At 73.0% G+C, this 21134-nt stretch carries 13 protein-coding genes, 1 tRNA gene and 1 riboswitch; of the genes, 7 read left to right on the top strand and 7 right to left on the bottom strand.

Features of this window, described 5'->3' with window-relative positions; all coding sequences use genetic code 11:
- The first annotated feature begins 121 nt into the window (after positions 1 to 121).
- The 3 genes from ACFWVV_RS04895 (at position 122) to ACFWVV_RS04885 (ending at position 3439) form a co-directional block, all read left to right on the top strand.
- Positions 122 to 195: transfer RNA gene (locus tag ACFWVV_RS04895), tRNA-Met, on the top strand.
- 110 nt (positions 196 to 305) lie between these two features.
- Complete coding sequence (locus tag ACFWVV_RS04890; RefSeq protein WP_384343550.1) at positions 306 to 1598, top strand: PP2C family protein-serine/threonine phosphatase; 1293 nt, start codon at positions 306 to 308, stop codon at positions 1596 to 1598.
- Positions 1599 to 2034: 436 nt separating this feature from the next.
- A riboswitch (cyclic di-AMP (ydaO/yuaA leader) is annotated at positions 2035 to 2168 on the top strand.
- Positions 2169 to 2179: 11 nt separating this feature from the next.
- Entirely contained in the window at positions 2180 to 3439 is a 1260-nt protein-coding gene (locus ACFWVV_RS04885; RefSeq protein WP_384343552.1) for a M23 family metallopeptidase, read from the top strand.
- Between the two features lie 57 nt (positions 3440 to 3496).
- On the opposite strand, the gene ACFWVV_RS04880 is transcribed toward ACFWVV_RS04885, so the two are convergent.
- The 4 genes from ACFWVV_RS04880 to ACFWVV_RS04865 form a co-directional block, all read right to left on the bottom strand.
- A complete protein-coding gene (locus tag ACFWVV_RS04880; protein WP_384343555.1) occupies positions 3497 to 4960 on the bottom strand; it encodes a PrsW family intramembrane metalloprotease in 1464 nt (487 codons plus the stop codon).
- 171 nt (positions 4961 to 5131) lie between these two features.
- Positions 5132 to 5884 (bottom strand): tRNA (guanosine(46)-N7)-methyltransferase TrmB, encoded by a 753-nt coding sequence (gene trmB, locus ACFWVV_RS04875; protein ID WP_384343630.1) that lies wholly within the window; start codon positions 5882 to 5884, stop codon positions 5132 to 5134.
- A gap of 276 nt (positions 5885 to 6160) precedes the next feature.
- Positions 6161 to 7372: an L-2-hydroxyglutarate oxidase gene (gene lhgO, locus ACFWVV_RS04870; RefSeq protein ID WP_384343557.1), complete on the bottom strand. Its 1212-nt coding sequence runs from the start codon at positions 7370 to 7372 to the stop codon at positions 6161 to 6163.
- A gap of 165 nt (positions 7373 to 7537) precedes the next feature.
- Positions 7538 to 8968, bottom strand: coding sequence for an MFS transporter (locus ACFWVV_RS04865; protein ID WP_384343560.1), 1431 nt, complete (start codon positions 8966 to 8968; stop codon positions 7538 to 7540).
- Positions 8969 to 9640: 672 nt separating this feature from the next.
- On the opposite strand from ACFWVV_RS04865, the gene ACFWVV_RS04860 reads away from it, so the two are divergent.
- A complete protein-coding gene (locus ACFWVV_RS04860) occupies positions 9641 to 11764 on the top strand; it encodes an asparagine synthase-related protein (RefSeq protein WP_384343563.1) in 2124 nt (707 codons plus the stop codon).
- 159 nt (positions 11765 to 11923) lie between these two features.
- Here the strand turns inward: ACFWVV_RS04860 and ACFWVV_RS04855 are convergent, their stop codons facing one another.
- Both ACFWVV_RS04855 and ACFWVV_RS04850 read right to left on the bottom strand, forming a co-directional pair.
- Positions 11924 to 13846: a sigma-70 family RNA polymerase sigma factor gene (locus tag ACFWVV_RS04855; protein WP_384343565.1), complete on the bottom strand. Its 1923-nt coding sequence runs from the start codon at positions 13844 to 13846 to the stop codon at positions 11924 to 11926.
- Positions 13847 to 14155: 309 nt separating this feature from the next.
- A complete protein-coding gene (locus ACFWVV_RS04850) occupies positions 14156 to 14977 on the bottom strand; it encodes a TetR/AcrR family transcriptional regulator (protein WP_384343568.1) in 822 nt (273 codons plus the stop codon).
- Between the two features lie 355 nt (positions 14978 to 15332).
- Here ACFWVV_RS04850 and ACFWVV_RS04845 point away from each other — a divergent pair, with 355 nt between their 5' ends.
- Complete coding sequence (locus tag ACFWVV_RS04845) at positions 15333 to 16685, top strand: NAD(P)/FAD-dependent oxidoreductase (protein ID WP_384343571.1); 1353 nt, start codon at positions 15333 to 15335, stop codon at positions 16683 to 16685.
- 196 nt (positions 16686 to 16881) lie between these two features.
- Entirely contained in the window at positions 16882 to 18534 is a 1653-nt protein-coding gene (locus tag ACFWVV_RS04840) for a SpoIIE family protein phosphatase (RefSeq protein ID WP_384343574.1), read from the top strand.
- 40 nt (positions 18535 to 18574) lie between these two features.
- Here the strand turns inward: ACFWVV_RS04840 and ACFWVV_RS04835 are convergent, their stop codons facing one another.
- A complete protein-coding gene (locus ACFWVV_RS04835; RefSeq protein WP_384343577.1) occupies positions 18575 to 19879 on the bottom strand; it encodes an MFS transporter in 1305 nt (434 codons plus the stop codon).
- Positions 19880 to 19993: 114 nt separating this feature from the next.
- Between ACFWVV_RS04835 and ACFWVV_RS04830 the strand changes: the two genes are divergently transcribed.
- Positions 19994 to 20551: a MarR family winged helix-turn-helix transcriptional regulator gene (locus tag ACFWVV_RS04830; RefSeq protein WP_384343580.1), complete on the top strand. Its 558-nt coding sequence runs from the start codon at positions 19994 to 19996 to the stop codon at positions 20549 to 20551.
- The last annotated feature ends 583 nt before the right edge of the window (positions 20552 to 21134 follow it).

The raw sequence follows: 21134 nt of genomic DNA, 5'->3' as shown, positions 1-21134 counted from the left end.
GGGTGGGCCTGTGGCCCCGGGGGTGCGCCTGTGACCCCGAGGGTGAGCCTGTGGGCCCGAGGGACCCTTCCGCCGGGTGGTCGGAGGCGCTCTCCGGATGGCGTAGGGTGGTGTTTACCGACGCGGGGTGGAGCAGCTCGGTAGCTCGCTGGGCTCATAACCCAGAGGTCGCAGGTTCAAATCCTGTCCCCGCTACTGAAGACCTGAGGCCCGGAACTCACCAGAGTTCCGGGCCTCAGGCGTTTCCGTGGGTGCCCGGGCGCGACTGCGTGCGCCAGCGGGCGCGCGCGGGCCCCGTCCCCCACATGGCGGATGCCGATTCGCTCTGCGGCGCGGCTCCGGCAAGCCTGGGTGGGGAGCGGTACCGTCCGCACCCGGTGCGGATCTGGGCAGGAGAGCAGAGGGTGGCGGGGTACGGGCGCGAGGGTGACGGGACCGAGGACAGCGGGACCGAGGGCTGGGTGGAGCCGGTGGAGCCGGGGGGCCGCAAGAGCCGGCGGTTCGTCCGGGTGCTGCCCGCCCTGATGATCGTCGGCGGGCTGGTCTACGACGAGCTGTCGCCGCCCAACTTCACCGCCGCCCCTCTGTTCACCGCGGCCCCACTGGTCGCTGCCCCCTTCTTCGGTCTCGTCGCCACCGTGGTGACGGCGGTGTTCTCCGTGCTGGCCGTGGTGGGGCTGCGCATCGGCGACGACTCGCTGTTGAAGGTGCTGTCGGTGACCGAGCTGGTGACGGTGCTGACGGTGGCCGCGCTGGCCGTCTTCATCAACCGGGTGGTGCGCCGCGGCGACCGCCGGCTGGCCTCGGCCCGGGTCATCGCGGCAGCCGCCCAGCGGGCCGTCGTGCCGACGCCACCGGAACGTATCGGCGGGCTGCAGATCGCGGCACGGTACGAGGCCGCGGAGGCGGACGCCTTCATCGGCGGCGACCTCTTCGCGGTGCAGGACACCCCGTACGGGGTCCGGCTGGTGGTGGGAGACGTACGGGGCAAGGGGCTTGAGGCCGTGGAGGCGGTCGCGGTGGTGGTGGGCGCGTTCCGGGAGGCAGCCGAGACGGAGAGCAGCCTGGAGGGTGTCGCGCGGCGGCTGGAGAGGGCGCTGGCCAGGGAGGGCAGGCGGCGCGACGGGCTGGACGTGATGGAGGGCTTCACCACGGCCGTGCTGGCCGAGATCCCGCGTGAGGGCGACGTCGTACGGCTGGTGAACCGGGGGCATCCCGAGCCGCTGCTGCTGTACGGGGACGGCGAACTGGACGTGCTGGCGCCGGAGGAGTTCGCACTGCCGCTGGGGATGGGGGACCTGGGGGAGTGGCCGGACCGGGCACGGGAGTTCGCGTTCCCGGGCGGGGCGACGCTGGTGTTCTACACGGACGGGCTTTCGGAGGCGCGGGACGCGGCGGGCGTCTTCTACGATCCGGCGGCCCGGCTGCGGCGTTCGCTCTTCCCCGGCCCCGAAGCCGTACTGGATGCCCTGACGAGCGACGTGCGGGTGCACACGGGCGGCAAGCAGACGGACGACATGGCACTGCTCGCGGTCGGGAGGCCGGGGGAGCGGCAGCCGGCCCGGCGGCGGACGGTGGAGATCGTGAAGCGGCCGTGACGGCGGACGCGGGGAGCGCCCGGCGGCGGGCGGTGGAGATCGTGAAGGGCGGACGTGGGGAGCGCCCAGCGGCCGTCACGGTGGACGCGGAGCGCGTGAAGCGGACGTGACGGCGTCGCAGGACGGTCGGCCGTCGCGGGGGCGGCCGTGCGGCGGCTACGGGTTGTCACGGGGCGTGCGCGAAGCAGCGCGGCGCGCATAACAATTGACGATCTATCAGTTGTGGAGAGTTTGCGCGCGCCGAAATCGGTGTGGCCGAGGAAGCGTCAAGGGGGCCATGGGTCGCCCGGATTGATGCGGTTTTGGGTGCGATGTCCAGGCCACGGATGTGTGCTCCGGGTTAACGATCAAGTGGAACGGCTTGGTATTCCACTTGTGTGTCTATTAACGTTCGATAACGCAGCGCGGTCGTCCCAGCCGTCGTCAGAGACGGCGCCGCGCGCGTGCGCCGAATTCCGTGAGGAAACCGGGGAACCACCAATTGGGGTGAATCGGGCCGCACCTGGCCCGTAGGAGACCTTCCTGCTCCGAACCCGTCAGCTAACCCGGTAGGCGAGAAGGAAGGAAAGGAGCGCGCCTCCGTGGCGTCCAACAGGCCTGCCCCCGAAGCCCCCACAGCCCCCGCTTTCTCGTACGGGGCGTACGGCGTCCCGAACGACACCGACGGGCCGGAGGACACCGGCTACGGCTACGGTGCCGGTCCCGCCACCCCGGCGTACGCCACCGCGGCGCCTGCCACCGCGACTTCCCCGGCCACGACGACCGCCACCGCCACCCTGCAGACCGTGCCGCAGCAGCGCGCCGGTCACGACGGCTTCGTGGCGTTCAACGGCCCCGCCGCTTCGGCCGAGGAGTGGAACCCCACGGCGGACTCCGTCGCTCCGGTCCGGGGCAAGCACCGGGTGGCCAAGCAGCGCGGCTCCCTGGCCCGCAGCTCCACCGTGCTGGGTGTCGGCGTGATCGCCGCCGTCGGCGCCGGTGGCATCGCCACCGCGCAGGACAAGCCCGCCGTCTCCATATCGCTGCCCGACCAGATCACCGAATCGCTCGGCTCGCTTGTTCCGGGCGCCGGCGACGGCGCGGACTCCGGGGACGGGTCCGCCGCCGGTACCGGCGAGGAACTGATGACGGCCGCGGCGCCCGTGGCCGCCGCCGACGGCCGGGCGGACGCTCCCGCCGCACAGCAGGCGGGAGCGGGCGACAGCCTGCGCGCCCGCATCCTCCAGCAGGCTGAGCAGCAGCGCTCCGCCGCCGACGAGGCCGTCCAGGAAGCCGCCCGGGCGAAGGCCGTCGCGGACGCCGCCGCCGAGGCGAAGAAGCAGCGCGACGAGGCTCTCGCCAAGGTGGAGAAGGCGGCCAGGGACAAGGCCGAGTCCGAGGAGCGGGCCAGGGTCGCCGCCGAGAAGCGCGCGGAGGCCGAGCGGCTCGCCAAGCTGGCCGCCAGCTACTCGATGCCGGTCTCCTCGTACACCCTGACCGCCACCTACGGTCAGTCCGGGTCGATGTGGTCCTCCGGGCAGCACACCGGCCTCGACTTCGCGGGCCAGGCGGGCGCCCCGCTCAAGGCCGTGCACGGCGCGACCGTCAAGTCGGCCGGGTGGTCCGGCTCGTACGGCTACCGGATCGTCCTGGAACTCCCGGACGGTACCGAGGTCTGGTACTGCCACCTCTCGCAGATGAGCGTCTCCGTCGGCGAGAAGGTCTCCACCGGCCAGGTGATCGGCAACATGGGCGCCACCGGCAACGTCTCCGGCGTACACCTGCACCTCGAGGTGCACACCCCCGGCGGCGACGGCATCGACCCGGCGGCCTGGCTGCGCGGCAAGGGCCTCACCGTCTGACGCTCCGCCGGCCGGCCGACGCCGGTCAGCGCTGGTGGTCAGCACCGGTCACGGCGGTCAGCGCCGGTACGGGTTGTACGCCGCCGCGTACGCCGGGTGGTACGGCGGCGGCAGCATCCGTATGCGCCCGGTGACCTGGGCGGCGTACACCAGCGCCGGGCCGGCGATCCGCTTGCGCTGCCAGAGCTGGTGCAGCAACTCCCCCTCGCGGGCGGCGAAGTCGGCGGCCGCCGCGGGGGAGGCCACGCCCCGCCGCGCCCGGTACCGCAGAAACGCGAGCGCGGTGGCGAACCCCTCGTACTCGGCGACGGCGCGGGCGGCGGCCGGACCGTACGACCGGGCCGCGTACCCCTGGGCCAGTGAGCGGGCCCGCATCGAGGACAGCGCGAGCGGTTCGGCCGGATCCAGCCAGCCGGCGGCGGCGTACGAGGGCAGTTCGGCACCGAGCAGCCGCAGTTCGCGCTGCCGGGTCCATATCGACAGCCAGGTCAGGAACGCGAACACCGGCACCATGAACAGCCCGTACACCGCGTAGAAGCCGAGCGGGCCGAAGGCAGCCGACCCGTTCCACAGGGCGTGCATGCCCATCGCGAGGAGCAGCCCGAGCAGCGGCAGCGCGACCCTGCGCACCCGCGCCCAGGTGCGGGCGCGGCCCCGGCGGGCGGGTACGAGCGCCACCAGGCCGAAGCCGATGCCGGTCAGCACGGTGAACAGGGGGTGCGCGAACGGCGACATGATCACGCGGACGAAGAAGGTGCCCGCGGTCACCGCGCCGAGACCGGAGAAGCCGTACGCCTGGTCCTCGCCGAACGCGTTGCCCAGATAGAGGATGTTCTCGGTGAAGGCGAACCCGGTCGCGGTGAAGCCCGCGATCACGACGCCGTCGACGATTCCCGTGAAGTGCCGTCTGCGGAACAGGAAGATCAGCAGGATCGCCACGGCCTTCGCGGACTCCTCGACGACCGGTGCGACGAGGGTCGCGCCGAGCGTGTCCGCCCCCTCGGGGTCCGCGGTGGCCACGGCTATCCACCGCACGGCGAAGCTGTTGGCGGTGATCGCCACCAGGGCGGCGGCGCAGGAGCCCCAGGTGAAGGCGAAGACCAGATTGTGCCAGGGGGCTGGTTCGACCCGGTCGAGCCAGCGGAACGCCATCACCAGCAGGGGCACCGGGAAGACCGCGAGGCCCAGGCCCACCAGGAACCCCCGGGTGCCGGTCTGCTCCCGTACGAGAGCGAGCAGGACCAGCCCCGACAGGGCCAGTACCAGGATCAGTGCCGTGGCCCTGACCGCCTTGCTCCGCCACAGACGGCCTGCGCGCACCCGGTGGGCCAGGCGGCCGACGGCCGTGCGGTGCGGGAGGGGCCCCGGCCAGTGCGCGGGCGGCCAGTGCGACGGGTCCGGGACCGCGTCGAACCGCGGCCCGTCGTGCCCGGCGTCGTGCCCGGTCCCGTCGTACCCGGGCACGGGGTCGGGCACCGGCACTGCCGGGTGCGGGGGCGGCGGTTCGTACGTCTCGTACATCCAACGACCCTAACGAGTGCCACTGACAGCCGCGATGCCCTGTGGAAAACGGCTGTGGACAACCGTGGGGGCGGGCCGTTCGGCGCGCGGGGTCCGGGCCGGACGCGTGAGATCGCGTGCGCGGGCCGGGCAGAACGCGTCGTGCCGCGCGCGAACTCCGGGCCGGACGCGTCAGACCGCGAGCGGGGCCCGGCGGAACAGCAGGTCGTGCACCACGTGCCCCTTGTCCAGGCCCTGGCCCTCGAACCGGGTCAGCGGCCGGAAGGCGGGCCGCGGCGCGTATCCGCCGCCGTCCACCGTGTTCTCGAAGTCCGGGTGCGCGGTGAGCACGTCGAGCATCTGCTCGGCGTACTCCTCCCAGTCGGTCGCGCAGTGCAGCACGGCGCCGGGGGCGAGCCGGGTCGCGGCCAGCGTCAGGAACTCGGCCTGGATCAGGCGGCGCTTGTGGTGACGGGCCTTGGGCCACGGGTCGGGGAAGTACACGCGCAGCCCGGCCAGCGAGTGGGCGGGGAGCATCTCGCGCAGCAGGATGATCGCGTCGCCGTTCGCCACCCGGACGTTGGAGAGCTCGTTGCGCTCGGCGAGACCGAGCAGGTTGCCCTGGCCAGGGGTGTGCACGTCGACGGCGAGGATGCCGGTGGCCGGGTCGTCGGCGGCCATCTGCGCGGTCGCCTCGCCCATCCCGAAGCCGATCTCCAGGACGACGGGCAGCCCGCCGAACATCTCGTCCAGGTCCAGTACGCGCTGCCCGTCGATGTCGATGCCCCGGGTCGGCCACCAGCGCTTGAGCGCCTCGGCCTGCCCGGTGGTGACGCGGCTGCGGCGCGGCTGGAAACTGCGGATCCGCCGCTCGAAGTGCGAACCGGCGGGGTCGGGGGACGGGCCCGTCCCGTCGGGGAACATGCGCAGGGCCCGCGGATGCATCCGTTCGGCACGCTCGTGGGCAGCGGCCCGCGCGGCGGCGGCCGCCTGGGAGGGGCCGGGGGCGCTCTGCTGCTCGGCGGCGGTGGGCTGCTCGGGGCTCTGGGGCATCGTGGGGTTCTCGCTGTTCTGGGGCACGGGTCTCCGATTCTACGGAGGGACGCGCGTGCGGCGGGCCGCCGGTGCGGCCTGCTCCCGGGTGACGCCCGGCCCGCGGTGGCCCGGAGGGCCCCGGGCTGTGGGCCGCCGGTGCGCCCCCCCTGCCGGCGCCCCCGCCCCTCAGTGCTCCGCCACCCGCTCTCCCGCCAGCACCCCCAGCGCCCGCCGGGCCACCTCCCGCCCGATCGGCAGCGAGGCGGTCGCCGCCGGGGACGGGGCGTTCAGTACGTGCACCGTGCGCGGGGCCTCGCGTATCAGGAAGTCGTCGGCGAGCGTGCCGTCCCGCAGCACCGCCTGGGCCCGCACGCCGGCCGGGGAGGGCCGCAGGTCGTCCTCGGTCACGGCGGGCAGCAGCCGCCGTACCGCCCGGGTGAAGGCCCGCTTGGACAGCGACCGGTGCAGCTCCCCGGCCCCGTACCGCCAGTGTCTGCGCGCTATCCGCCAGGAGCCGGGCCAGGCGAGGGTCCCCGCCAGCTCGGCCGGGCGCACCGCGCCCCAGTCGTACCCCTCGCGGGCCAGGGCGGGCACCGCGTTGGGTCCCACGTGCACCCCGCCGCCCACGCCCCGCGTCAGATGCACGCCGAGGAAGGGGAACGCCGGGTCCGGCACCGGATACACCAGCCCGCGCACCAGCTCCGGCCGCGCCAGGTCGAAGTACTCGCCCCGGAACGGCACAATCCGCATACCCGGGTCGTCGCCCGCGAGCCGGGCCACCCGGTCGCAGTACAGCCCCGCGCAGTTGACCAGCGCCTTCGCCCGGATCACGGTCCCGTCGGCGGTCCGCACCGCGATCCCAGCCTCCCGGCGGGCGATGGCCCTGACCTCCGCCCCGTACCGCACGTCGGCGCCGGAGGAGCGCGCCAGCTGCTCGGTGACCCGGCCGTAGTCGCACACGCCGGTGGTGCCGACGTGGATCGCGGCGAGGCCGCGCACCTCGGGCTCGTACTCCTGGATCTGGGCAGGGCCCAGCTCGCGGACCGGGATGCCGTTGAGCCGGCCGCGCTGGACGAGGGCGTGCAGGCGCGGCAGCTCCGCACGCCCGGTGGCGACGATCAGCTTGCCCGTCACCTCGTACGGAATGTCGTGTTCCGCGCAGAACTTGATCATCTCGGTGGCGCCGCGCACCGCGTACCGCGCCTTGAGCGAACCCGGGCGGTAGTAGATCCCGCTGTGGATCACCCCGCTGTTGCGCCCCGTCTGGTGCCTGGCCGGGCCCGGCTCCTTCTCCAGCACCATGACCCGGGTCCCCGGCGCGGCGCGCGTGAGCGCATGCGCGGACGCCATCCCGACGATCCCGCCGCCGATCACCAGCACGTCGCAGTCATGCCTCATCGCTGCCACCTCCCACCCCGAATAGTGCACTGGCCCACTGACAATGCCCGTAAACCCGGAGCGGGAGACCTCTGGTCAGAGGTTTACCGGGCAGCCGCCTCCGGTTCGCCCGGACGACGCCCCGCCCGGCCGTCCCCGGAACCGTGGGGCGGCCGGAACCGTGCCCTACGCAGGCGCCACCAGCAGCGGCCTGGCCCGCTCCCGCAGCTCCGCCACCCGCGGCTCGTCCCCGTACGGCTCCAGCCGGTGCAGCAGGTCCCGTACGTACTCGGTGGTGCGCGCCGAGGAGATCCGGCCCGCCACCTCCACCGCGCGCGTGCCCGCGGCGCAGGCCGCGTCGAGGTTGCCAGACTCCAGCTCGGCGACCGCGCTCACCACCAGGCGCAGCCCGTGCGACCGTACGAACTCCTCGGTCGGCCTCGACAGGGCCTGCTCGGTGAACCGGCGCACCTGGCGCGGCAGTTTGAGGTCGCGGTAGCACTCCGCGGCGTCGGCGGCCAGCCTGTCGTACGAGTAGAAACCCAGCCAGGTGGGGTCCGGGTCGCCCTCCCTGGCCCGTTCCAGCCATCCCTCCGCCGCCTTCAGTGCTGTCCCCGCCGCCACCGGGTCGCCCGCCTTCGCGTGCGCGCGCGCCTCGACCAGCCGGAAGAAGCTCATGGTGCGGGCGGTGGCCAGACCGCGGTTGCGCTCCAGGGCGGCCTGGGCGAGGTCGACGCCCTCGTCGGCGAAGCCGCGGTAGGTGGCCTGGAGGGACATCGACGCCAGTACGTACCCGCCCAGGGGCACATCGGCGGCCGCGCGGGCGAGCCGCAGGGCCTGGATGTAGTACCGCTGGGCGGCCTCCTGCTGACCGGTGTCGAAGGCCATCCAGCCCGCCAGCCGGGTCAGTTCGGCGGTCGCGCCGAAGAGCGAGCGCCCGACGTCGTCGCTGTACGAGCCGAGCAGCAGCGGGGCCGCGTCGACCCGCAGACACTCCGGGACCATGGAAGAACGCCAGTCCCCGCCGCCGTACTTGGAGTCCCAGCGGCGCGCGTCCTCCGCCGCCTCGCGCAGCTTGGCCACATCGCTGTGGCCCACCCGTAAGGGAGTGACGTCGGCGGCGGACTCGGCGGCGCCGGCGTCGCGCGCCACGGAGGAGTCCGCAGGGGTTATCAGCCACCGCGAGGCAGGGGTCGCGTACGCGCTGACCGCGAAGGAACCGGCCAGGGACTGCCATATTCCGCCGCTGCCGGCGCGGCGTCCCGCCAGGTCGAGGCGGTAGAGCTCGGTCGCGTGCCGCACCGCGACCGACACGTCGCGCGGGAAGGCGAGCCCGACCTCGGGGGCCGGGTCGGCGTCCGCGAGACCGATCTCGTGCAGCGGTACGGGGCGGCCGAGTTTGGCCCCTATCGCCGCGGCGATCAGATGGGGCGCGGCGCCCTGCGGCACCATGCCCTTGGACACCCACCGCGCCACCGACGTCTTGTCGTACCGCAGTGTCATGCCACGTTGCGCGCCGAGGTCGTTGACCCGGCGCGCCAGCCCGGCGTTGCTGATTCCCGCGAGGGCGAGAACCGTGCCGAGCTTGTCGTTCGGCCCGCGTTGCTCCCTGGACATTGCGCCACCCCTCACGCAGACGGCCGCCGCGGGCCCGGCATAGGCACGCGGCATTCGTAAACCCAGCGTAGTTCGCCGCCTCCCAAGCGTTAAGGGGAAGTGTCCCGTATGGCGAGATTCTTGCTCGTAAGGGAAGTGAGGGAGGAACGTTCCGTCCGATTCGTGCTCCTGTCGTGTGGCCGTGCGCCCGCCCGTGCGCTCTTCTCGGGGGCCGGCGGCGGCGCTTCGATGGATCGTGCGTGGGTCGGCCCGCTGCACTGGATCCAGTGGGCTGGGGGACGCCGCCGCCTTCATCCCCGCGGGCGGCGGAACGGTCCGGGGGGCGAACAGCGCCTCCCGGACTACGCGTGCGCCCAAGTTGGCCGAATGCCGACCCCCGTTTTCTCCGGATCCGGGGGTGTCCGGCCGGCCTTCCGTGCCCGCCGCGCGCCACTCCCCGCCCCAATTGCCCCCCAACTCCCCTTTTCGGCCCGCGCATTGCGGCCCCGCACCCCCCACCCGCGCGCCGTTGTCGTGGCAGCATGGTCCCCACGCGCGGCAAGCGCGTCACGGTGCGCGCACCGAGGGCAACGAGCACCCGCCCGGCCGGCCTCCGGCCCGGACCACGAGTCCTCCCTCCGCGAGCACCGGCGGCAGGGCGAGCGAAGTTGTCCACAGCCTGTGGAGGCGGCGATGCGTTGGTTGGTGGGATGGAGCAGCGTCGCCGCGAGCTTCGGCACGGTCGGAGCCGTCGGTGCCCCCGGCACCGAGCACGAGGGCGACACCGTCCAGCCCGTCGGCGCCCAGCTCCTGTGGGGCGACCCCGACCCGCTGTGGGCGGTCGGCGACTGGCGCCCCGACGAGGTCCGCACCGTCAGTGTCGACGCCTTCACCCGCCTCGCGGTCCTCGGCTGCTGCGGCGCCACGGACGAGGAGCTCCGCGTCGGCCTCTTCGCGGCGCGCGGCGGCGCACTGAGGCACCTGACCGCCTGGTCCGGCAGCTACACGGCCGTCGTCCAGACCGGCAGACGCGTCACCATCGCCGGTGACCTGGCCGGGGCCCGCCCCGTCTTCTACACGCCCTGGGCCAACGGCACCGCGTACGCCACCGCCGCGCTCCCCCTCGCCGACCTCATCGAGGCACAGCTCGACATCGGCCACCTCGCCGCCCTGCTCGCCTGTCCCGACGTCCCCGAGGCCCTGCGCGACGGCACGCCGTACGCGGGGGTCAGGCGCATCCCGCCGGGCCACGCCCTGGTCCTGCGCGAGGGCTCACGCGAGATCACCGGCTACGAACAGGTCGCCTCGCTCGCCGTCGCAGCCCCCCAGGCCGACGCGGAACGGGCCGTGGAGGGCGTGCGGGACGCCCTGATCGAAGCGGTACGCGCACGCCTCACGGCGCCCCGGCACGCACCGGAGACCCCGCTCCCCGACCCGGGCCCCGTGCCCGGCATGGGCCCCGCCGAACGACGCGCCCGGCGCCGGGGCGCGCCGGTTCCAGGCATCGGCTCCGACCTCTCCGGCGGCAGCGCGTCCGCCACCCTCGCCCTGCTCGCCGCGGGCCTCCCCGGCCTTCCGGGTACGGTCCTGGGCCACGGCGCCGGCGCCGGCGAGCGCCTCCTGGCCGTCACCTTCAACGACCTGGCCGCCTCCGCGCAGACCCGCGAGAGCGAACTCGCCGCCGAACTGGAGCGCGCGGGCGCGATCGCAGCCAACCCCCGGCTGCACCACGTCGTCGTCGCCGGAGCCGAAGAGGCGCTGCCCTACGCCGACCTGGCGTCAGGGCCGCTCACCGACGAACCCGGCCCCTCCCTCGTCATCGCCGAACGCGCCCGCCTGCGCCTCCAGTCCGGCAGCGCCGACCACCTCGTCGGCAACGGCGCCCGCCAGGTCCTGGACGCCCACCCCGCCCGCCTCGCCGACCTCCTCATCGACCGACGGCGCCGCCACATCCTGCGCCCGGCAACGGCGTTGGCCAAGGCCGAGGGCGCGTCCCCGCACTCCTTCCTCGTCCCGCTCACCGTCTACCGGGCTGCCCGGCGCCTCGCCCGTACCTCCTACCGCACCGGCATCGAGGAGGCGGCGGGGCGGCTCACCAGCCGGGGCGTGGTCGATGCCAGCGGCCCCGCGGGAGCCCTGGACGCGTCGCTGGAGGCGCTCGCCTGGTCCCGGCCGGGACCGGCCGCCCGCTGGCTGACCGGCGAGGCGCTCGCCGAAGTATCGGTTCGCCTGCAGGAGGCGGCGCTGCGACCGGCCTCCGTGCAACGGCCCGGCGAGGCCCGCGCCCGTGCCGCGCTCGCCCGGCACGCGTACGACCACCGCGTCTTCGAACAGGCGGCGGAGGTACGCAGCCAGCGCCTGCACGCCCCCTTCCTCGACAACCAGGTCGTCCGCGCCTGCCGGGCCCTCCCGGAAACCCTGCGCGTCCAGCCGGGCGCCCGGGCCGCCGTACTCCGGGCGGTCCTGAGCGGGGCGGGCGTCCACGACCTGCCGCCCGGCTGGGGCGCGGCCACCCCGCACACCACGGCGGCGGCCACCGCCAGGGCAGGCATCCGGGCCGCCCAGGACGACCTGCTGGCCCTGTTCGACGCCCCGCTCCTGGCGGACGCGGGACTGATCGAGGCCCGTGTGGTCCGCAAGGCGGTCAGGGCGGCGGCCTCCGGCGAGCCCGTACCGCTGGACGGCCTCGCCGACCTGGTCTCCACCGAACTCTGGCTGCGCCGCCTCCTCGCCCGCCGGGGCACCTGCTGGACGGGTTCCGCCGCCCCCCGCCAACGAGCCGTCGCGGGCGGAGTCCCCCACCGCCGCAGCCTCTGACCGGAGGTCAGGCCCGCCCGAAGCAGACGGACGCGCCCGCTCACCGCGACGCGCCCCCGGCAGCCGTACGCGATGCACGCGCGTTGCGGCGTACGCGGCCCAGGCCCGCTGAGGCGTGCGGGGCCCAAGTCCGCTGAGGTGTACGCGACCCGTGCCCGCTCAGCCGCAGGCGATGCGCGACCGTGCCCAGTCCGCGACGCCGGGCACATGGGCGGGCTCCGCCGACTCGGTGACCAGCCGCAGTGTCTTGCGGCCCGCGATCCGCACGTGCACGGGCACCGCGCGGTCGCCGCCCCGTACCACCGGCGAACGCCACAGCAGCGCACCGTCCCCGTACACGGAGAACCGGACGGCTCCCAGCCCCATCGTCATGTCGTCGACGCCGACCATCGCGTCGTACGTCGAACACTTCCGGTTCAGGTCGATCGTCACCGACGAGTTCTCGGTCACGGACACCCCGTGCGCGTACCTGACCCCGCCGATCGACATGTCCGACCGCTGCCACAGCGGACTGCTCCCGCCCACCCGCACCTCGGGCGCGGTCCGGTCGCCCATCAGCGCGTACTTCAACTCCGCCACGGGGTACGCCTTGGGCGGCGCGGGCCGCGCAGGCGGCGGCTTCGGGGCCGGGGGCTCCGGACGGGGCCCGGGAGGCGGCGGAGGCGGCTCCGGCGCAGGCGCGGGCGGCTCCACCACCGGCGGCTCCGGGGCCGGCTTCGCCTTCCGCGGCGGCGGGGGCGGTGAAGGCGTCGGTGTGGGCGTGGGCTCCGGCTTCGGCTTCGACGCGGCCCTGGCGGCCGGTGACGGCGGAGGCGGCGGGGGCTCCGCCGGATTGGCGGCCGGCGGTTTGGCATCCGCCTTCGGCGGGATCGGCGCGTCGTCGCCCACGAAGGCGAACACCAGCCCGGCCGCCACCGCGACCGCGACGGCCGCACCGATCCCCACCTTCACGGGAGCCCCGAGCCCCTCGGCGGCAGCCGCGCCTCCGGCGGACCCGCCCGCCCCGGCACCCGCCGCGCCTCCGCCCCCGGTCGCGGCGGCGGCCGCGCCCGCACCGGCGGCACCCGCCGCACCACCGGCCACGACGCCCGCGGCCTTCACCGAGTACCCGGCAGCCACCCACCCGATGACCGCCACCGGCAGCAGCGCCGGGATCCCGGCATTGACATCGCGCAGTTCACCGGCCGCCAGCCGGCACTTGGCGCACTCCTCCAGATGCTTGCGCAGCCCCCGCTCGGCCCGCATCCGCAGGCCGCCCCGCGCATACGCCCCCAGCCGGTCCGCGTACTGGGCGCAGTCCCCGCCCGCGGTGAGCGACGTACTGACATGGGCCTGCAGGTAGGCCTGCTTCAGCCCCTCGCGGGCCCGGGACGCCAGCACCGCCGTCGCGTTCGCGGTCAGCCCGAAGAGCGGGGCCACCGTGCTCGGCGACTCCTCCTCCACCGTGGTGTGCCAGAGAACGGCCTGCCACCGCTCGGGCAGCGACCGGAACGCCTGCATGGCGAGGGTCTGCTCCGCCTCGTGCATCGCGCGTACGTCCGCGCCCAGGTCCAGCGTGTCGTCGTCGGACACCTCGGAGGTACGGGCCGCCTGGGCGGCGAACACCGCGAAGTCCTCGACCAGTTGTTCGCGCCGGGTCGTCTTCGCCCAGGTCGCTGCCACCCGGCGGACGGTGGTCAGGAGGTAGGCGCGTACAGCGTGTTCGGGACCGGAGCCGCCGCGCACGGCCTGCAGTGTCCTGGCGAAGACCTCGGCCGTGAGGTCGTCGGCGGTGTGCGCGTCACGGCAGCAGGTGCCCGCATAGCGCCGCACCGCGGCCGAGTGCCGCCGGAACAGCTCCTCGTACGCGAGGTCGTCGCCGCCCTGCATCCGCTCGATCAAGTCCGCGTCGGAGAGCCCCGGTTCCCCGGCCGAGGTGCCGCCACCGCGCTGGGAGGGCATCCTCGTGGGGTCGGGCCCGGCATCGGCGAGGGGCGACGGAGTGACGCCCAGCGGTCCGCCCTGCTGGGGCACCTGCCGGGACGGAGGTCCCTCGTCGTCCCCGCTCCCTCCGAGCGACTCGTCCCGCTCCTCAACACCCATGGCGGAAGCCCCCGTACGCACCCTCTGACCGGAACACCGGCCAAGACTCCCACAGGGCGACGCGCCGAAAGCCGATCAAGCCCGCCAACCACCCGTCCGGGGTGTTTTCCCGAATTCGAGCGCTACTCCTCACCCTTACGGGTAAGCGTTGACGGGCTCACGGCACCAGCCGCCCGAAGACGCGTACGACTCCTGACGACGCGATCCATGAGGGACGGGATGGGTTGCAGCGCGGCGCGTGACGGCACGGCTCGGCGGGACGCGTGACGGCACGGTGGGTCAGGCGCGACTTCCCGCGAAGCGGTCCCCCTACGACGAGGGCCTGGACCTCAGCCCCTCCAGCAGGATGTCCAGCAGCCGGGCGGAAGCCGCCGCCTGCTGAGCCGCGTCCGGCAGCGCGGGTGCGGCAGTGGCGATCACCAGCAGCACGTCGGCCACGGTCACATCGCGCCGCAGCTCACCCGACTCCCGCGCCCGGTCCACCAGCCGGCCCACGACCTCCAGCAGCGTCGCCGCCCCGGCGTCGTCCAGGTCTCCGCCCACCGCACCGTCCGCACCGACCAGCCGCAGGTCAGGAGCCGAGTCCCCGGCCTGCCGCTGCTGCGGCACCCGGGCGGCATCGCGCACCCCGCCCGTCTCGTGCGCCCCGGAGTCCGCGTCCACGCCCACCCGCAGCACCTGCGGGGGCAACAGCCGACCCGCACCCGAGGCGACCGACGTCCGCAGGAACCGCGACAGCGCCGACCACGGCTCGTCCTCCTGGCCCAGGGCTGCCCTGGCCTGCTCGGTCAGCCGGGAGGTCTCCTCCTCGGCTATCCGCCGCACCAGTACGTCCTTGCTCGGGAAGCGCCGGTAGACGGTGCCGACCCCGACCCGGGCCCGGCGCGCCACGTCCTCCATCGGCGCCCCGTACCCCAGCTCGCCGAACACCTCGCGAGCGGCGCGCAGTACGTGTTCGAGATTGCGCTGTGCGTCCACGCGGAGCGGCGCCGAGCGCTCGGCCGGTGAACCGGCCGCCACCACCCGTCCGTTGCTCCCCGCCGGCCCGGAAACCGGTGCGGCCCCCGAAGTCGAAGTCGATGCCGCCGACGGTGCGACGGCAGCCTGCCACTGTGAATCCTGAATGTGCATCAGCGTTCCCCCGGTAATGATGTCTCCCCCCGGAGACACTCCCCGCCCTGACTGCCGGAGTTCACGGGTCCAACGACCGCATACTCCGCCACTCCGACGAGTTACGAACATAGTTGAGCGGGGGGCGATTCAGAAGGGGGTTGTTCCGCACGGTGTGCCCCCCAGCGCGAAGAGCGACGGGCGCCGTTCCGCGGCCACCCGCATCCAACTCCTCCTCCACCGGCCCTGACCTGCGCCGACAGCACCGGGATCGGCACGGAACACCAACTTCCGGCCACCCTGCCCGCCCCGACGGTCAGTCATACAATTTGTCGGCCCTGTGGACAAAACCCACGGCCCGTTGCCTCATGGGACGGTGACAAATCCAGTGCGCATTCTCGTGGTAGGCGGCGGATACGTCGGCATGTACACCGCACTGCACCTTCAGCGGAAGCTGAAACGGCAGCTCGCGGAAGGCGGCGCGGAGATCACCGTCGTCACGCCCGACCCCTACATGACGTACCAGCCGTTCCTCCCCGAAGCCGCCGCCGGATCCATCTCACCGCGCCACGTCGTCGTCCCGCTGCGCCGGGTGCTGCCCCGCTGCCGCATCGTCATCGGCGAGGTCGGCTCCCTCGACCACGCGAAGCGCAGCGCGACCGTCACCACCCTCGCCACCGCCGAGGAAGGCACAGGACCCCTCCAGCTGCCGTACGACGAAGTGGTGCTGGCCCCGGGCTCCGTCTCGCGCACCCTCCCCGTCCCCGGCCTCGCCGAGCACGGCATCGGCTTCAAGACCGTCGAGGAGGCCATCGGGCTGCGCAACCACGTCATCGAGCAGATGGACATCGCCTCCTCCACCCGCGACCCGGCCGTCCGCGACGCCGCCCTGACCTTCGTCTTCGTCGGCGGCGGGTACGCGGGCGTCGAGGCGCTCGGCGAGCTGGAGGACATGGCGCGCTACGCCTCCCGCTACTACCACAACATCAAGGCCGAGGACCTGAAGTGGATCCTCGTCGAGGCCAGCGACCGCATCCTCCCCGAAGTCGGCGAGGAGATGGGCAGGTACGCCGTCCGCGAGCTGCGCGGCCGCAACGTCGACGTCCGGCTGAACACCCGGCTGACCTCCGTGGAACAGCGCGTCGCCGCCCTCGACGACGGCGCCCGCTTCCCCACCCGCACGCTCGTCTGGACGGCCGGCGTCAAGCCGCACCCGGTACTCGCCGCCAGCGGCCTCCCGCTCAACGCCCGCGGCCGCCTCGACTGCACCGCCCAGCTCACCGTCACCGGCGCCACGCACGCGTGGGCGGCCGGGGACGCCGCCGCGGTGCCCGATCTGACGGCGAAGGAGAAGGGCAAGGAGTGCGCCCCCAACGCCCAGCACGCGGTCCGCCAGGCCAAGGTCCTCGCCGAGAACATCACCGCCTCCCTCGCCGGGCAGCCGCTCACCGACTACCGCCACAAGCACGTCGGTTCGGTCGCCTCCCTCGGCCTCCACAAGGGGGTCGCCCACGTCTACGGACGCAAACTCAAGGGCTTCCCCGCCTGGACGATGCACCGGGCCTACCACCTCAGCCGGGTCCCCACCTTCAACCGCAAGGCCAGGGTGCTCGCCGAGTGGACCCTGTCGGGCCTTTTCAAGCGCGAAATCGTCTCGCTCGGCTCGCTGGAACATCCGCGCGCCGAATTCGAACTCGCGGCGGGAGGCGAACCGCCGAAGCCCCGCTGACGTCCTCCGCAGTACCGACTGTCAGTGCGGTCCGTCACACTGGGCGTGTGACGATAGGTGGGCTCGCGCCTGCACAGAGTGACACGCCCCGCGACCGTGCCCGCCCCGCACGCGCAGCACCCCGGGAACCCACCCCGGGCCCCGCACCACCCCAGCCGACCTGCTCCACCACCCCGACCACGAGGCAAGTAGTTCAGTGAACTTCACCCGCTGGAGCGCCCGGCTCCCCGGAACGCAGCGCCGCGCCGCAGCGCGGTCCGACCGCGGGTCCGTGCCCGCCGCCCGTGGTGAGGCCGGGCAGCTGCCCGAACCCGCGACGGACCCCGACACCGCGGCGAGCAGCCCCGAGGACCCGCGCCCCCCGGCCCTCGAAGACCTCTCCCTGCGCGAGATCGTCCGCCAGCTCCCGGCCCTCGTCGCCCTGCTCTACGGACCCGAACACCGCATCGCGTACGTCAACGAGGCCTACACCACCACCTTCGGACCGCGCGCGGCCGGTGCACCGGCCGCCACCGAGCTGCCCGAGCTCGAAGAGCTGGGCCTGCTGCCGCTGATGGACCAGGTCCTGCGCAGCGGCACCCCCCGTACGGTCAAGTCGCGCCGCACCCCCAAGGGCGGTTCGTACACGATCACCTGCAGCCCGCTCGACACCCCCGACGGCGGGGGCGTGCTGGTCTTCGCCGCCGACGTCACCGACCACGCGGACGCAGCCGAGCGCCTGCGCGCGGCCGAGCGCCGCCAGCGGGAGACCGCGGTCACGCTCCAGCGCTCGCTCCTGCCGCAGGAGCTGGAGCAGCCCGACGACCTGCGGCTCGCCGCCACCTACCAGCCCGGCGGCAAGGACGCGGCGGTCGGCGGCGACTGGTACGACGTGATCACCCTCGGGGCGGGCCGCACCGCCCTCGTCATCGGCGACGTCATGGGCCGCGGGGTCCGCGCCGCAGCCGTCATGGGCCAGCTCCGCACGGCCGTGCGCGCGTACGCCCGCCTCGACCTGCCCCCGCACGAGGTCCTGCAGCTCCTCGACGGCCTCGCCGCCGAGATCGACGCCAGCCAGATCGCCACCTGCGTCTACGCCGTCCACGACCCCAACGAGGGCCGCCTCGTCTACGCCTCGGCCGGCCACCTGCCGATCCTCGTCCGGCACGAGGACGGCACGGTCGCCCGCGCCGAGGACCACACGGGACCGCCCCTGGGCACCGGCGGCTGGATGCACACCTCGGGCACCATCGCCCTGCCGCCGGGATCCACCGCCGTCCTCTACACGGACGGCCTGGTCGAGCGCCGCCGCGAGGACATCGACGAAGGCGTGCTGGCGCTGGAGCGGGCGCTCTCGGGTGCCACCGGCACCCCGCAGACGGTCTGCGACCGGCTGATGCGCGCGCTGGGCATCACCACCGACCACGACGACGACGTGGCCGTGCTGGTCGTCCAGCACCCCGCCCGCAAGGGCCACGACGCGGAGCTCTTCCACAACGCCGCCCTGGAACTCCTCGGCGGCGTGGAAGCGGCTCCCCGCGCGCGTGCCTTCGCCACCGGGGTGCTCGCCTCCTGGCGCTTCCCTGTCGAGCTCCGCGACCTCGGCGTCCTGGCGGCCAGCGAACTGGTCGCCAATTCCCTCCAGCACGGCACACCTCCGATGCGCCTGCGCCTGCGCCGCACCGACCGGCGGCTGATCATCGAGGTCACCGACGGCGACGACCACCTGCCGCGCCGCCGCCGGGCCGACCCCGCGGACGAAGCAGGACGAGGCATCTCGATCGTCGCGACGATCGCCTCGTCCTGGGGTTCGCGCCGCACACCGGGCGGCGGCAAAGCGGTCTGGTGCGAATTCGCACTCCCTGACTGAGCGGGCGGTACGACGCGCGCACCGCCCGACCGCCGCCTGCTTACGCGGCCGCCTTGACCTGCGCCTCGGCGGTCGCCTCGGGCACGTGCTGGGCCACCACGATCGACTTCACCGGAATCGGCAGGTCCTGGGCGGGGGTGAGCCGCTTGCCCATCCGCAGTGCGAGCACGCTGATGCCGGCCGAGAAGAGGATGAAGGTGACGATGTACGGCATGTGCAGCGAAGCCCCCATGGGCCCGCCCACGGCCGGACCGACCGCCAGCGCGAGCTGCTTGACCAGCGCGAATGCCGAGTTGTACGTACCCACCATGGACTCCGGCGCCAGGTCGGCCACCAGCGGCGCAACGGTCGGCGACAGCATCGCCTCACCGAGCCCGAAGAGGGCGTACGTGGAGATGAAGGCCGCGGTCGCCATGGTCTGGCTGCCGTGTCCGAGGCCCGCGTAACCGGCGAACATCCACGCCACGGTCCAGATCAGACCGACCAGCGCGATCATCCGCGACCTGCGCCGACGCTCGACGAACTTCAGCACCACGAACTGCGCGACGACGATCATCGCCGTGTTGGCGGCGAGCGCGATGCCGAGAGTGGCGGGGTCGATGCCCGCGGCCTCGGTGCCGTACGCGGCGAGGCCCGACTCGAACTGTCCGTAGCAGGCGAAGAAGATCACGAAGCCAAGACCGCACAGCTGCACCATTGCCTTGTGCTTCACCAGCATCCCGAGCCCGGCGAACATGCCGCCCTGGCCGGCCGGACGTGCCTCGCCCGAGGACTCGGGACGGGGCAGCTTCACCGTCACCGCGATCCCGGCGAGCACCAGGAACATCACCGCTTCGATGGAGAACAGCAGGGTGAAGGAGGCCGGGTCGTCCTTGTCGACGATCTGCCCGCCGATGAGACCGCCGATGCCGAGCCCGAGGTTCGCCAGGAAGAACTGCATGGCGAAGGCACGGGTACGGGTGGCAGCCGTGGAGCACCACACGATCATCGTGGCGAGCGCCGGCTGCATGACGGCCGTACCGATGCCGAGCAGCGCGGCGCTGCCCACCGCGGTCGCCAGACTCGACGACACGCCGAGTGCGAGGGCACCCACGGAGGCCATCAGCGCCGCCCCCACCAGCACGGGCAGCGGCCCGCGCCGGTCGATCAGCACGCCGACGAAGGGCAGCGCCACCAGCGCGGCCATGGCGAAGGCACCAAGGACGATGCCCGCCGAGGTCGGTCCCAGATCCCGTACCTGAGCCACGTACACGTACAGGTACGGCACGGTGAACCCGAGCCCGAACGCACTCAGCGCGTTACCGGCCTGGATCCGCCGCATCGCCGAGCTCATCGCCTTGGTCATACTCACCTCAACCCTGAAGACCTGAAGTCCGAAGACTTCAACACTAAAGTTAGAACCTCAACAGTACACACAGAAGGACTTCAACACCAACGCGCCCCATGCCATACTTCGCGGATGCCTGACACGCCAGAGTCGCCCGGCCCTCACGAGCCGAGCCTCGAAGAGCAGATCGCCGCATACCAACGCGAATTCCGCGACCTCGACCCCCAGGTGGAGAAGGTCGTCTCGGCCCTCGGCCGCCTGAACCGCCGGATGAACGTCGCGTACGGACGCCAGGTCGCCGCGCTCGGCATCAGCAACACGGAGTGGGAGGTCCTGAAGACCCTGGTGGTCTCGGGCGCCCCCTACCGGCTGGGCCCGGGGGAACTTGCCAAGCGCCTGGGCCTCACTCCCGCCGCGATGACCCACCGCATCGACCGCATGGCCGGCGACGGCCTGGTCACCCGGGACCGCGACGAGAACAACCGGGTCCGCGTCATCGTCGAGCTGACGGACGAGGGCCGGGCGAAGTGGCTCGAAGCGATGCGCATGGCGGCCTCCTTCGAGGAGGACCTCCTTCAGGACCTCGCCCCCGAGGAGCGGGGCGTTCTGGGAGACGTACTGATCCGTCTCCTGCGCCGTGTCGAGGACACCCAGCCGGACGCCGGCGGACGCCTCACCGACCTGGAGTAACACCTCTCTCTGAGGCCTCTCCGACACCCGTTCGAGGGGCCCGGTGGGGGGTTGACACCCCCTCCCGCGATCCGTAAGGTTCTCCGAGTTGCCACACAGCCGTAACGGTTCTGCGGTGGACACTCCCGCCGCGAAAGCGGCAACTCAAACTCCGCACGATCTCCCGCCAGGGGCGATTTCGCTATGCCGAAATCTGTCACTGGGAGCCGATTTCGGTTCACCGGGGAAATCCACTAGGGTTTGAGGCGTCGGAACGGCCCAACAGCCGCAAAGACAACCCAAGTTCGACTGGGAATCAGGCCCGAGAGGATCTGATAGAGTCGGAACCGCCGGAAAGGGAAAACGCGAAAGCGGGAAACCTGGAAAGCGCCGAGGAAAATCGGCACTGGAAACAGTCTGATAGAGTCGGAAACGCAACAACACAAAGAAACACAGAAACACCGAACGAAAACGTCCGGAGGAAAGCCCGAGAGGGTGAGTACAAAGGAAGCGTCCGTTCCTTGAGAACTCAACAGCGTGCCAAAAGTCAACGCCAAATATGTTGATACCCCGGCCACTTCGGTGGTTGGTGGTTCCTTTGAAA

The organism is Streptomyces sp. NPDC058663 (assembly GCF_042716745.1).
Classification (GTDB): domain Bacteria; phylum Actinomycetota; class Actinomycetes; order Streptomycetales; family Streptomycetaceae; genus Streptomyces.
Note: the sequence above shows the minus strand (reverse complement) of the source record. Positions and strands in the feature narration are given on the sequence as shown.